The sequence below is a fragment of the Janthinobacterium agaricidamnosum NBRC 102515 = DSM 9628 genome (assembly GCF_000723165.1).
Lineage (GTDB): Bacteria > Pseudomonadota > Gammaproteobacteria > Burkholderiales > Burkholderiaceae_D > Janthinobacterium > Janthinobacterium agaricidamnosum.
This window is the reverse complement of the sequence record NZ_HG322949.1, coordinates 4135128-4147716: the sequence shown is the minus strand read 5'-3', so window position 1 is coordinate 4147716 and position 12589 is coordinate 4135128. Positions and strand designations below refer to the sequence as shown.

Below are 12589 nucleotides of genomic sequence, written 5' to 3'. Positions count from 1 at the left end.
AGTCAGGGTACCGATTCCCGCACTGTGCAGCATTTCTTAGACCTACTGATAAGCTGCAAAATGTAGATCAAAAATTCATTAGCAGTGGCGAACATATACCTCTATGTCAGATCGATAATTGCAAGACGATCACTGAACGAGGTACTCCAGTGTTGGAGTACAAGAAAATTCGAAAAACTTCGCTTTCTGGTGAGGCATTTGAATATTTATTCTCTGCTGAAAAAGTAGGGTCGCGGATAGTAAGTTATGAGGAATTGGCGGAGTTGTATGAGAAATTCAAAGTGGCATCTGATACTGATCACTTAATAATTCACGCGCAAGAATACTGATGCCGCCTCGTTGCAATGAGGTGGGATCAATCTTGCGATTCACTAATCGTAAAGACGATATTTTACTTTTTGATTTGCTGATTCCTGGGTCTTGTTTGCCAGGTAATTTAGTAGTTCTTCTAAAATAACAACTTCCATAAAATGGCCTGAACCTGCCTGTTCTAGGCGGTGAGTTGCTCCATAGAACACCCGCCTTACGCCCTGGTCATCTACCAAATAGGAGTGAATGGAAAATCCGTTCTTGACTTGAAGACTCGCTTTCCAACATACAATAAAGTCCACATGCTTCGCAAATTTAATGGATGCATCGAAATCTCTGAATAACGCATCTAGATCAAACTTGTATTCAAGGATTTTTGGCTCGGAATTATAAGGGAAATCGATAGCACTTGTTACGCCCAGCGGACAGGAGGCCGGGTGATATTGCACAGTGTCGTCAGAGTAGTTCATTTCTACCAAGGCATCATATCGTTCATTCACCTTCGACCCATAGAAGTTTATGCCACGAATAAGGCCTGCCCCGATAAGTTGGTGGTAGAGCGCAATTACATCCTGTTCCTCTTGAGGGGCAGAGATATAGCTTGTAGTTGGCCATGTTCCTGTGAGATTTAGGGGATGCTTGTCTCTCCAGTCCTCTTGGGCACGCTTCCACACATGTAATTCTTTGTCCGGTAATAGGGTAGGTATTGCTCCGGAATCTGGCTTTAGTAAATTTCGATAAGTAATAAATACGTTCGTGATCTTTTCAGCGATCTCTTCAGCTAATGCGCGCAATTCTGGTTGAAAAACTTTCCGCCCTAGGTCGGGATTGCCATCTTTAAAGTGAACAACGATATGTGCGTTTCGTTGATAACCTATGTATCGCTTAAGTGGAATTACCAGCAGCTCCCCTTGTGGCATCGAATCAGTCGCTAACTGTAAGCCGCCGCGTAGATATTTGAATCGCTCATTTACACCCAATTTTCTATTAAAAGCGTCAAATATATCTAATGTAGAGACAAAGCCGCCATAGACAGTGATGCAATGTTGTTCAATTAATGCCTTTTGTTCATCATTTAGTTTATCTAAACCTTTTTCTGATAATAAGGTTTTCGCATCCCAAAAGTCCCAGAGACATTCGATGTTTTTAAATCTGTCTGGAATGCGGGATGCTTTATGTGCTGGGTCCCCGTCGATAGATGAAAGAGCATCGCGAATACTACTTAGATCTACACTACGTACGCCGTCAATATCGTGAACGTAGAAATACTCCGGATTTACAATACTCGTGCCCGTCTGTGTTCCCGACCTGTCTGTAACGCTTATTTCTACCGTTGGCTTAAATTCAGAATCTTCGATATAAATACCACCGAGCGGCGTGAGAATACGTAAAAGGGTCATCCATTGCTCGGCATTCGTCGCACCGCACCAACCTAAGTCCTTAGGTTTCTCATTTGTCGAGCTGGTCAGCTTGATGAGGATAGAGGTTCCGCTTACTTGGCGATCCAGCCAGTCGCAGTTGAACGTTTTCAATTCCTCCAACTTAGGGCGTGGCACGAAATTATTTCCATCTTCTGCCCATTGGCGGCCCTGACGCAGAATCGCTGCACGACGCTCTCCCTCGCATTTAGTTTTAAGTTGCACATAATTGAACCCGTAAGCAAGGAAAGTTGCACCGACTCCTTTCTGTCCACGTAACCGCTCGCCTTTTTTGTAGGAGACGTTTGGGGTAAAGCAGTGTGCGAATTGCGTTGCCGTCATCCCTGTACCGTTATCGAGTACCTCGACTGTTTGCTCTTGTATGCTGATCTCGATCCGGATTTTAGGCATATAGGTGCTATCCAACCGCCATTGCTTTTCGCAAGCGTCTAACGCGTTCTGTATAGGCTCGCATAAGATATCGAAGAAACCTGTATACGACTTGAGTATATTAAGTACGTTCCCCTTAATAGCGGTTTCATAGATGTGGTTCGAGTTGGCACTGCCATTGGCATGCGATTCGAAGAAGCTAAGAGGATCGTATCCGTCAATAGATGTTGTATTCATGGCGCAAAGTGATGGCAGGCAAAAGTTCATCCTAGCATGCTGCTCACCAATGTTGCTACTTAAGAATACAATTTTTTCAAGCAACGCCTGGGGGCGATACAAGATGTGTCGGGCACAAGGAAGTTGGCTAGAGGACCAGAAATGGACCAGAAACAAAAAAGCCCACGAACCGAAATTCGTGGGCTTCCTTGATAATTCTTGGTAGGCCGTGCGGGATTCGAACCTGCGACCAACGGATTAAAAGTCCGCTGCTCTACCAGCTGAGCTAACGACCCAAAAATGTACTGCAACTACGGTAAATCTTTGCAGTAAAAAAATGGTTGCAAACCAAAGCTTGCAACCAGCTTTTATCTACTGCGGTATTCGTGGTAGGCCGTGCGGGATTCGAACCTGCGACCAACGGATTAAAAGTCCGCTGCTCTACCAGCTGAGCTAACGACCCGAAGAAGAAAGATTATAGGGCCAGTACGGCTTTCTGTCAAATGCCGCGCCGCACTTTTATGCCCGCCTTACTTTTTCGGCAGGCGTTCCTTGGCCGTTTGCGCGGCGTTGGAGTCAGGATAGCGCGAGATCAGCGCATCCAGCGTTTTCTTGGCGTTGGCCTTGTCTTTCAGCTCGGTATAGCAGCTGGCGATGTTGAGCATCGCGTCAGCGGCCTTCGGGCTGTCGGCGTAGTTCTTGACCACCAGCTGCTGCGCCGTGATCGCGCTCTTGCAGTCGCGCTGGGCGTAATAGGCGTTGCCCAGCCAGTATTGGGCATTGGCCGCGTAGGCTGAATCCGGGTAGCGCTTGACGAAGGTGTCGAGCGCGGTGGCGGCCGCCTTGTAGTCGCCGGACTTGAACACCGCCAGCGCCGCTTCATAGGAACTTTGCTCGGACACGCCGACCGCCGCTTGCTGGCCGTCGATGGTCACTTCGCGCGGTTCCAGCTTGCGCAGGCGGGCGTCCAGGTCGGTATAGAAATCTTTTTGGCGCTTTTGGGTGTTCGCCAGTTCATTCGCCAGCACCTCGATCTGGCCGCGCAGCTTGGCGATGTCTTGCAGCGTCTGTTCGCGCTGGTTGATCATGTCCAGCGTGATGGTCTTGTCGGCCTTGGTGTCGATGCGCGCATTCAGGTCGCGCGAGACGTTGTCCAACTTGCTGCGCAAATCCAGGATCGCCTTGCGCGCTTCATCATCGTCGAACAGCGCCGCGCCGGCGTGCAGGGGCAGACAGGCAAATGCGGCCATCAAGGCGGCGGCGAGGCCGGCTTTGGAAAATGTCATCATGGGTCGGGCTTTCAAAAGTTCGGCAAAATGTGAAAACGGGGCGGGACGCGGTATCCACCGCGCGCCGCCCCGCTATTATGCCTATGACTCGGCAAGCAGTGAATTAATAAACGATGTCGGCGCGGCGGTTTTCAGCCCAAGCCGCTTCGTTGCTGCCCGAAGCTTTTGGTTTTTCCTTGCCCAGCGATACGGCTTCAACCTGGCCATCCGACACGCCCAGCGCTACCAGCGACTTGCGCACGGCTTCAGCACGTTTTTGACCCAGGGCCAGGTTGTACTCTGCGCCGCCGCGTTCGTCGGTGTTACCTTGCACCAGGATCTTGCGTTGCTTGTGGCTGTTCAGGTAGCCGGAGTGGTTTTCCACGACCGATTTGTCGGCTTCGCGCACGACGTAGCTGTCGAAATCGAAGTAGACGCTGCGGTTAGCCAGTACGCCTTTTGGATCGTCCAGTGGATCGACCGAAGCCGTCACCACCGGGTTGACTTGACGGTTGTCGACGACTGGCGCCGGTGCGACTTTTTCCGGTGCTTTCTCGACCACTGGGGTTTCAGCCAGTTTGACTGGGGTGCTGCAAGCCGACACCAGTGCTGCGGTAGCGGCGATGAAGGCTAAACTTTTAAAGTTACTCATTTTTTCTCTCCTGGTCGTTGTGAAAGGGTATTACTTCATGAAAGGACCCCAGGTGGGCTCCTTGATGTTGCCTGCTTGCGTAGTCAAACGTTGCTTGACACGTCCGTCGACCGACACCACGGCCAGCGACTTGCGCTGTCCCAGTGTGGTCGCGTACATAATATATTTCCCGTTCGGCGAGAAACTTGGGGATTCGTCGTTGGTGCTATCCGACAGGCGCAATTCCTGGCCGCTAGCCAGATCCATTGCGTACAGTTGGAAGTTACCGTCACGACGGGAAATATATGCGAGTGTCTTGCCGTCCGATGCGATGCGCGGGCTGATGTTGTAGTTACCGCTGAACGTCACCCGCTTGGCGTCGCCGCCAGAGGTGCTCATGCGGTAAATCTGCGGCCCGCCGCTACGGTCGCTGGTGAAGTAAATGCTTTGTCCGTCGGCAGAGTATTGTGGTTCGGTGTCGATGCCGCTGCTATTGGAAATGCGGCGCAAGCCGCTGCCGTCGGCATTGACGGTATACACCTGGGTATGGCCGTCGCGCGACAGCGCCACCGCCAGGTGGTTGCCGTCAGGGCTCCACGACGGCGCCGAGTTGCTGCCTTTTTCATTGGCGATGATGGTGCGCGCCCGGGTGACCAGGTTTTGCACGTACACAATCGGCTTTTTCTTTTCAAACGACACATACGCCACTTTGGTGCCGTCAGGCGACCACGATGGCGAAATGATCGGCTCGTTCGAGCGCAGCGCGACCTGGATGCCTTCGCCATCGGCGTCTGCCACTTCCAGGTGGTATTCGCGGCCGCTCTGGGTGACGTAGGCGATGCGGGTGGCAAATGCGCCGCGGAAGCCGGTCAGCTTCTGGTAAATGTCGTCGGCAATTTTATGGGCCGACAGACGGGTGAATTGGGGCGCCGCGGCCTGGCCCAGCGCGGACAACTGGGCCGACTTGACGGTGTCGAGCAATTTGTAGCGGATGTCGAAACGGCCGTCGGCCAGCTGCTGCACGCTGCCGACCACCAGCGCGTCGGCGCCGCGCGATTTCCACTGGCCGTAATTGACGTCGGCGGTTTCCGAGATCGGGCCGTCGGTGTCGATCACCTTGAACGCGCCGCTGCGTTCCAGGTCGGCCTTGATGATGGCCGAGATTTGTTGCGGGGCCACCGATTCGTCGGCGAAGGCGGCGATCGCGATCGGAATCTGGTTGCTGCCGATGCCGGAAATTTCAACCCGCAACTGGGCCTGCGCCGAACTGGCGACCAGCAGCAGCCCGGTGTAGATGACGAAGTGGTTCAGTTTTTTTATAGTAAACATCAAGGTTTGTCCTTTATATCGAATACTGCCTCAATTGAACGATCGACCGTACCGTCTTTTTTCTTCGGTAGCGGCGACGATTTGGCAATCGCGTTTTCAACCGCACTGTCGTAGGCGGCGATCCCGCTGCTTTTGATCTTTCGGACTGAAATAATTTCCCCAGTTGGCAATTGCTCGATCTTGTACACCGCGCGCTGTGCGCCCGGCACATCGGTGCTGCCGCTATACGCGATATTGCTCTTGATCTTGGCGGTAATGGCCGCGACATAGCCGCTGTCCGACCGCGGCGCCGTCGATTTGGCCGCCGTGCCGCTGGTGCCGGAACCGACTGCGCCAGTGATGCGGCTCATTTCGGCTTCGCGCGCCTTGTCGGCAGCCTTTTGCTCGGCTGCCGCGCGTTTGGCCTTGGCCGCCTTTTCCGCCGCCGCTTTTTTCTCGGCCGCTTCTTTTTCCGCCTTGGCTTCCGCTTCGGCTTCCGCCTTCGCTTCGGCTTTTTCCTTCTCTTTTTCCTTCGCCAGTTTGGCCGCCTTATCGGCTTTTTCCGCCTTTTCTTTTTCTTTCTGTTTTTCCAGCTTGTCCAGTTTATCCTGTTTTTCCTGCTGTTCCAGGCGTTGCTGTTCCTTGCGCTTTAATTCTTCCGCATGTTTCTCTTGCTCGGCCTTCAGTTTAGCCTTTTTGCGTTCCAGTGCGATATCCGCTTGTTTGGTCTCGGCCGGCGGCTCCACCGGCGCCGCTTGCGGCGGCGGTGGCGGCGGTGCTTCCACCGGTGTTGGCGGCGGCGTCGGGGCTGGCTCGGCTTCCACTGGCGGCGGCGCCGGCGGGGCGGCGGACTGGACTTTCAAATCCCATACTTCCGCTTCGACCGCGACCGGCTCGGTACTTTGCCACTGCACGCCTACCCACAAAAAAAAGAACAGGCCGGCATGCATCGCCGCCGCCAGGCCCAGTGCGGGCCAGCGGCTATTTTCTCGCGGAACCTCATAGGGGCCGTCGGCTGCATGGGCTTTTTTCGTCGTCTGCAAGGTGAAATCTTCGGCTTGAATGGTTACTTGGTGGCCAGGCCAACCCGGTTGATGCCCATCTTTTTCGCTTCCGAAATCAGCTGGATCACATCGTCGTATTTACTGTCCTTGTCGCCGGCTATCATCACCGGAAACTCGGGGTGGTCTTCATGCAGCACGCGCAGCTTGCGCAGCAGCGCGTCGCGGTTCGGCGCCGTTTCCGGCGCCAATTGGTCCTTGCCCTGCACGCCGATCGACAGCGCGCCGTTCGGCTTCAGCACCACCTGGATATAGTCGTCGGGCGGACGCGCGGTTTTTTCGGCATTCGGCAAGTTCACCACGCTCGGGTTGTTCGACGAAGGCATGACCATGAAAATGATCAGCAACACCAGCATCACGTCGATATACGGCACGACGTTGATTTCGGACTTGAACTTGCGGCCGCGGCCGCCGCGCATGCTGCTGGAAAATGAGGATGCCATCTGCGCTCCCGGTTAGCGCGACTGGCGCTGCAAGATGTTGGAAAATTCTTCGACGAAACTCTCGAAGCGGATAGCCAGGCGGTCGATGTCGTGCGAAAAGCGGTTGTACGCGACCACCGCTGGAATCGCGGCGAACAGGCCGATGGCGGTGGCGATCAGCGCTTCGGCAATGCCGGGCGCAACCGCCGCCAGCGTCGCTTGCTGCACGTTGGCCAGGCCGCGGAACGCGTTCATGATGCCCCAGACGGTGCCGAGCAAGCCGATGTAGGGCGAGACCGAGCCGACCGACGCCAGGAAGGCCAGGTGCGATTCGAGCACATCCATTTCGCGCTGGAACGCGGCGCGCATCGCGCGGCGGGCGCCGTCCAGCACCGCGCCGAGGTCCAGCGCTTCGCGCGAGCCGTAGGATGCCTTGCCTTTGATGAATTCGCCCATGCCGGCATCGAAGATGCGCGCCAGCGCGCCGCTCTGGGCGCGGTTGCCGCTGGCGTTCTGGTGCAGTGCGTGCAGGTTGCCGCCGGCCCAGAAACTGCGTTCAAACTCGATCGTCTGGCGCCGCGCCGCGCGCACCGCGAACATTTTGCGGAAGATATAGGTCCAGCTGGTCAGCGAAATGATGAACAGCAAGGCCATGATCAATTGCACGATCAAATGGGCATTGGTGATGAGCGCGAGGAAAGACAGATCTTGAGTGACGTTCATTGGCAGGCAATCGGTTGATTAATTCTGGCGGTAAATCGAACAATAGGGTGTTGCTGAGGCTGCTTGCCGGGACGGTGGTTTGCGGGGGCTTAATCCCTTGCATCCGTTTCCGGCACATAGGCACGCATGCGCGCCGCGACTTGTTCCGGCAAGGCGCGTGGGCGCAATGCCGAACTGACGCAGCCGATCTTGACGCGCGCCGTATTGAGCAGGCTGTCGCCGCACCATGCCTGCTGTGCGAACAGGATGGTGGCGCGTCCCAGCTTTTCTATGGTCAGCGTTAATGTCAAATCGTCGTCGAGTTTTGCGGGGGCATGATAGTCCGAGCTCAGGCTCTTGACAACCAGCATGGCGTCGTAATCCTCGCGCATTGCATGTCCACCTACTCCCAGCGCGCGCAGCCATTCGGTGCGGGCGCGCTCGAAAAATTTCAGATAGTTCGCGTGATACACAACGCCGCCAGCATCGGTGTCTTCATAATAGACACGGACGTTAAAAGTAAATACAGAAGGCATGTTTACTTTGCCAGTGGTGAGATTGAGCAACATTTTACGCGATTTTGTTATTGGTTGGACGCCTGCGAGGGACATTTATGCCCCGCATCGCCGCTCTTCGCAGAGCGCGCTTAGTTGTACTTTGTTGCACTTAATTTATACTTAAGAATGGCGAATAATCGGGCTGGCCACGCTTATATTAGTCTGCATTCGCATCCGGCGGCGTTTTTATTGCACGCCACGCATGACGCCGCGCCAGTAAAGCCGATGCGTTGCGATACGCCAAGCGCTGTAACATCCGCTTACGTTTCAGCCGGTGTTGCATGCCGCTGCGCTGCTGTTTCAGCCGCCACGCAGCCACGCAGCGCCAGCGATTATAGCCCTGGGATTGCTTGCCTTGCTCAAATCATATACTTAACATACAATTTGACTTCCATTACGTCTCACGTGACTGGCGAAAAGTTGGCATGATCGGCACACAGTGCACCGGATCTGCCGGCGAAAGGTGGGCACCCACCGGGGAACGTGAGATTTCATCAGCCGTTCGCCTGGGCAGCCAACGATGGAATCGTACGAAGAGGCTGCCTTTCTGTTTACCTTGGCTACCCTCATTCGATCCATACTGCACCAGTACTACAAGTTACTCTTATCGATTGGAGTTTTACATGTTTGCAAAAGATCACACCCTCGCTAACGTCGATCCGGAATTGTTGAGCGCCATCCAGAAGGAAAATGCCCGCCAGCATGACCATATCGAACTGATCGCGTCGGAAAACTATACCTCGCCAGCCGTAATGGAAGCGCAAGGTTCGCAACTGACCAATAAATACGCCGAAGGTTATCCAGGCAAGCGTTATTACGGCGGCTGCGAATACGTCGATATCGTCGAACAACTGGCGATCGACCGCGTCAAGGCATTGTTTGGCGCCGAAGCGGCCAACGTGCAACCGAATTCCGGCTCGCAAGCCAACCAGGGCGTGTTCTTCGCCATGCTGAAACCAGGCGACACCATCATGGGCATGTCGCTGGCCGAAGGCGGCCACTTGACCCACGGCATGGCCTTGAACATGTCCGGCAAATGGTTCGACGTCGTTTCGTACGGCCTGACCGCTGAAGAAGACATCGACTACGAAGCCATGGAGCGCCTGGCGCACGAGCGCAAGCCGAAGCTGATCATCGCCGGCGCATCGGCGTTCTCGAAGCACATCGACTTCGAACGTTTCGCCAAGGTCGCCAAGGCGGTCGGCGCTTACTTCATGGTCGACATGGCGCACTACGCGGGCCTGATCGCCGCCGGCGTCTATCCTAACCCGGTGCCGCACGCCGACTTCGTCACCTCGACCACGCACAAATCGTTGCGCGGCCCGCGCGGCGGCATCATCCTGATGAAGGCCGAGCACGAAAAAGCGATCAACTCGGCAATCTTCCCTGGCATCCAGGGCGGTCCGCTGATGCACGTCATCGCCGGCAAGGCCGTGGCGTTCAAGGAAGCGCAAAGCCCTGAGTTCGTCGCCTACCAGAAACAAGTGCTGGTCAATGCCGATGCACTGGCCAAGACCCTGATTGCGCGCGGCTTGCGCATCATTTCGGGCGGTACCCAATCGCACGTGATGCTGGTGGACTTGCGCGCCAAGAACCTGACCGGCAAGGAAGCGGAAGCGATCCTGGGCGCGGCGCACATCACCTGCAACAAGAACGGCATCCCGAACGATCCGCAAAAACCGTTCGTGACCTCCGGCATCCGCCTGGGCAGCCCGGCCATGACCACCCGTGGTTTCAAGGAAGCGGAAGCGATTCAAGTCGGTAACCTGATCGCCGACGTGCTGGACAACCCGCATGACGCAGCGACCATCGAGCGCGTCAAAGCGGCCGTCAAGGTATTGGCGGACGCGCATCCGGTCTACGCTTAAGCATGACTGACAGTCGGTTGCACGACCGGCTTTTGTATCGCTCGCGGGCGTCCTGCATGAAACTTTTGCCGGGCGCCCGCGCTCTATTTGTTGAACCAGTTTGTTGAAGCATCATCGGCCCCCATGAAATGTCCATTCTGCCACCACGGCGATACCCAGGTTCTCGATACGCGCGTATCCGAGGAAGGCGATGCCATACGCCGCCGGCGCCGCTGCGGCAAATGCGACAAGCGTTTCACGACCTACGAACGGATTGAACTTGTCATGCCGTTCGTCGTCAAAAAGAATGGCAGCCGGACGGAGTTCGCTGCGGCTAAGTTGCGTGGCAGCCTGATGCTGGCCTTGCGCAAGCGTCCCGTCGCGGCAGCCTCGGTCGATACGGCGATCGCGTCGATCGAAGAAAAATTGCTGACCAGCGGCCAGCGCGAAGTCGATTCCCATTACATCGGCGAATTGGTGATGCAGGAATTGAAGTTGCTGGACAAGATCGCCTATATCCGTTTTGCATCGGTGTACAAAAATTTCGAAGACCTGGCCGAGTTCCAGGATGCGATCGCCGAAGTGGGCCATCCGCGCAAGCCCTGACAGATCGTTTCTGCTGGTTTCTGCTGTATCCCGGCGCTGACTTATCGCTGCTGCGTGTGATTTGCCACGCGCACATTACATGTCTGCATGCAATAGCGCAGCGCAACTTCTGTCGATCTTTTGTTATCCAGGTCCGGCTTTTTACGCCAGGCTTGAGATTTCTCATGCCCGAGTCCGGGTGCGCTGCTACCTTTTAGCTGCGCCGTACAAAAATCCGGGGAACTTTTCTGGCAAGCACGGCCCAAGCTGATTTGCGGAGGTGTGCCATGCCGGATGACGGCGCTCGCGGGATGCATCGGATGGACGAAGATGCCGGTTACACCATCATCGAAGTGCTGGTGGCGATACTGGTGCTGGCGCTGGGGCTGATCGGCGGCGCCGCGATGCAATTGACTGCCTTGCGCACGCGCCACCAGTCCGCCTTGCTGTCGCACGCGGTGCAACTGGCGTCCGGCATGGCCGACCGGATGCGCCTCAACGCCGCGCAAATGCGGCTCGACGACGCCGGCAATCCCTATCTGAACCAGCATTACGACAGCGCCGTCGACGGCGAACCGGCGCCGCCCGGACAACTGTGCCTGGGGGCGTCCGCCTGCGACGAGGCACAGCTGGCGCGCTTCGACCTGTATGAATTAAAACAGCAATTGCATCGTGTATTGCCGGGCGGGCGGCTGGCGATCTGCCGCGATACGCGCCTGTGGGACAAAGGACGCAAGGGTTATGGCTGGAGTTGCAGCGGCGCCGCGGATGCCCCGGTGGTGATCAAGCTGGGCTGGCGCGGCAAGAACCCGGATGGTTCGCCGGCCATCGATGTGACGCGCGAGTACACGCCCGGTGTGGTGCTGGCCCTGGCGGGGGAGGCAAAATGAGCGCCGGCAAGCACACTGGCGGCTGGACCGTGGTCGAGTTGCTGATTTCGCTGGCGACAGGATTGCTGGTGATGCTGGCCGCCAGCGCCTTGCTGATATCGACCAATGGCAATTACCTGAACCAGGCCGAGGCGGCCCGGCTCGACGATAGCGGACGATATGCGCTGGACACCATCAGCCGCGCCGTGCGCCAGAGCGCCTTTGTCAATTGGGACAGCAGCGAAGCGCCGGTCGGCACCCAGCCTGACGACAGCGCCAGCATCGGCGGCCTCGACGCGCGCGGCATCAGTAAAGGCAGCCATGGCATCGGGACGCCGCTGGCCAGTTCGGTGAATGGCAGCGACGTGCTGGCCGTGCGTTATTTCGGCGCCGGCATCAAAGGCGAGGGCGACGGTTCGGTGATCAATTGCGCCGGCTTTGGCGTCGGCGCGGCGCAGACCGAAGCGGAGCGCGGCTGGAGCATTTTTTATGTCGCGCCGGACAGCGCCGGCGAGGCCGAATTGCGCTGCAAATATCGCGGTGACAAAAGCTGGGGCGCCGACGCCATCGTGCGCGGTATCGATACCTTCCAGGTGTTATACGGACTCGACAGCGACGATCCGGCCGACGGCGTCGTCAATCGCTACGTGAACGCCAGCGCCATCGATGCGCTCGACGACAAGCTGGCGTTGAGCGGCGTCGATACGGCGGCCAGGGCGCGCGATAAAAACCGCAAGACGCACTGGAAGCGGGTGGTCAGCATCAAGATCGCCTTGCTGCTGCATGGCGAGCGCGGCTCGCGGCAAGGCAGTGTGCCGGGACACTACGATTTATTCGGCAAGGAGTATGCCGACCTGTATGGCGGCATGGACCCGGGGACGCGCATCGATGAGGAAAGGTTGCCGCTTCCCATGCGGCAACGCGCACGCCATCTGGTGGTGGCCACCATCCTGTTGCGCAATCCGCCGGGCTAAGAGCTTATCCCGGTAGCGAGCGTCGTCTGCTG

12 protein-coding genes, 2 tRNA genes and 1 riboswitch are annotated in these 12589 nt (G+C 56.5%); of the genes, 4 read left to right on the top strand and 10 right to left on the bottom strand.

From position 1 onward, the window contains the following. Positions 1–371: 371 nt before the first annotated feature. From GJA_RS17755 to ybgC, 10 genes are all read right to left on the bottom strand, one after another. Positions 372–2456, bottom strand: coding sequence for an ATP-binding protein (locus GJA_RS17755; RefSeq protein WP_082771770.1), 2085 nt, complete (start codon positions 2454–2456; stop codon positions 372–374). 97 nt (positions 2457–2553) lie between these two features. After that, a tRNA-Lys gene (locus tag GJA_RS17750) sits at positions 2554–2629 on the bottom strand. Positions 2630–2720: 91 nt separating this feature from the next. After that, a tRNA-Lys gene (locus GJA_RS17745) sits at positions 2721–2796 on the bottom strand. 67 nt (positions 2797–2863) lie between these two features. Then, positions 2864–3622, bottom strand: a complete 759-nt coding sequence (gene ybgF / locus GJA_RS17740; protein ID WP_038494780.1) for a tol-pal system protein YbgF — start codon at positions 3620–3622, stop codon at positions 2864–2866. A gap of 103 nt (positions 3623–3725) precedes the next feature. Next, positions 3726–4253 carry a peptidoglycan-associated lipoprotein Pal gene (gene pal, locus GJA_RS17735; protein WP_038494777.1) on the bottom strand — a complete coding sequence of 176 codons (528 nt, stop codon included), beginning with the start codon at positions 4251–4253 and terminating at the stop codon, positions 3726–3728. Positions 4254–4283: 30 nt separating this feature from the next. Next, positions 4284–5561, bottom strand: a complete 1278-nt coding sequence (gene tolB, locus GJA_RS17730; RefSeq protein ID WP_038494774.1) for a Tol-Pal system beta propeller repeat protein TolB — start codon at positions 5559–5561, stop codon at positions 4284–4286. After that, the gene (gene tolA, locus GJA_RS17725; RefSeq protein ID WP_038494771.1) at positions 5561–6583 is read right to left on the bottom strand and encodes a cell envelope integrity protein TolA; all 1023 of its coding nucleotides are present in this window, start codon (positions 6581–6583) and stop codon (positions 5561–5563) included. Before tolA ends, tolB begins: the two co-directional genes overlap by 1 nt. Positions 6584–6606: 23 nt before the next feature. After that, a complete protein-coding gene (locus GJA_RS17720; protein WP_038494769.1) occupies positions 6607–7044 on the bottom strand; it encodes an ExbD/TolR family protein in 438 nt (145 codons plus the stop codon). 12 nt (positions 7045–7056) lie between these two features. Then, the gene (tolQ, locus tag GJA_RS17715) at positions 7057–7746 is read right to left on the bottom strand and encodes a protein TolQ (RefSeq protein WP_038494766.1); all 690 of its coding nucleotides are present in this window, start codon (positions 7744–7746) and stop codon (positions 7057–7059) included. Positions 7747–7835: 89 nt separating this feature from the next. Then, positions 7836–8294: a tol-pal system-associated acyl-CoA thioesterase gene (gene ybgC, locus GJA_RS17710; RefSeq protein WP_242404570.1), complete on the bottom strand. Its 459-nt coding sequence runs from the start codon at positions 8292–8294 to the stop codon at positions 7836–7838. Positions 8295–8677: 383 nt separating this feature from the next. Beyond that, positions 8678–8801, top strand: a riboswitch (ZMP/ZTP riboswitch). Between the two features lie 104 nt (positions 8802–8905). On the opposite strand from ybgC, the gene glyA reads away from it, so the two are divergent. From glyA to GJA_RS17690, 4 genes are all read left to right on the top strand, one after another. Then, positions 8906–10150, top strand: a complete 1245-nt coding sequence (glyA, locus tag GJA_RS17705; RefSeq protein ID WP_038494760.1) for a serine hydroxymethyltransferase — start codon at positions 8906–8908, stop codon at positions 10148–10150. A 123-nt stretch (positions 10151–10273) separates the two neighbouring features. Then, complete coding sequence (nrdR, locus tag GJA_RS17700; protein WP_038494757.1) at positions 10274–10735, top strand: transcriptional regulator NrdR; 462 nt, start codon at positions 10274–10276, stop codon at positions 10733–10735. A 299-nt stretch (positions 10736–11034) separates the two neighbouring features. Beyond that, positions 11035–11604, top strand: coding sequence for a type IV pilus modification protein PilV (gene pilV, locus GJA_RS17695; RefSeq protein ID WP_242404569.1), 570 nt, complete (start codon positions 11035–11037; stop codon positions 11602–11604). Further along, on the top strand, positions 11601–12557 hold the full coding sequence (locus GJA_RS17690; RefSeq protein WP_038494752.1) for a PilW family protein: 957 nt from the start codon (positions 11601–11603) through the stop codon (positions 12555–12557). The genes pilV and GJA_RS17690 overlap by 4 nt, the downstream gene beginning before the upstream one ends. Positions 12558–12589 lie beyond the last annotated feature (32 nt).

Coding starts and splice junctions, on each gene's coding strand:
- ybgC (WP_242404570.1), bottom strand. CDS start 8,294: ATGTTGCTCAATCTCACCACTGGCAAAGTAAACATGCCTTCTGTATTT.
- nrdR (WP_038494757.1), top strand. CDS start 10,274: ATGAAATGTCCATTCTGCCACCACGGCGATACCCAGGTTCTCGATACG.
- pal (WP_038494777.1), bottom strand. CDS start 4,253: ATGAGTAACTTTAAAAGTTTAGCCTTCATCGCCGCTACCGCAGCACTG.
- tolQ (WP_038494766.1), bottom strand. CDS start 7,746: ATGAACGTCACTCAAGATCTGTCTTTCCTCGCGCTCATCACCAATGCC.
- ybgF (WP_038494780.1), bottom strand. CDS start 3,622: ATGATGACATTTTCCAAAGCCGGCCTCGCCGCCGCCTTGATGGCCGCA.
- GJA_RS17690 (WP_038494752.1), top strand. CDS start 11,601: ATGAGCGCCGGCAAGCACACTGGCGGCTGGACCGTGGTCGAGTTGCTG.
- GJA_RS17720 (WP_038494769.1), bottom strand. CDS start 7,044: ATGGCATCCTCATTTTCCAGCAGCATGCGCGGCGGCCGCGGCCGCAAG.
- pilV (WP_242404569.1), top strand. CDS start 11,035: ATGGACGAAGATGCCGGTTACACCATCATCGAAGTGCTGGTGGCGATA.
- glyA (WP_038494760.1), top strand. CDS start 8,906: ATGTTTGCAAAAGATCACACCCTCGCTAACGTCGATCCGGAATTGTTG.
- tolB (WP_038494774.1), bottom strand. CDS start 5,561: ATGTTTACTATAAAAAAACTGAACCACTTCGTCATCTACACCGGGCTG.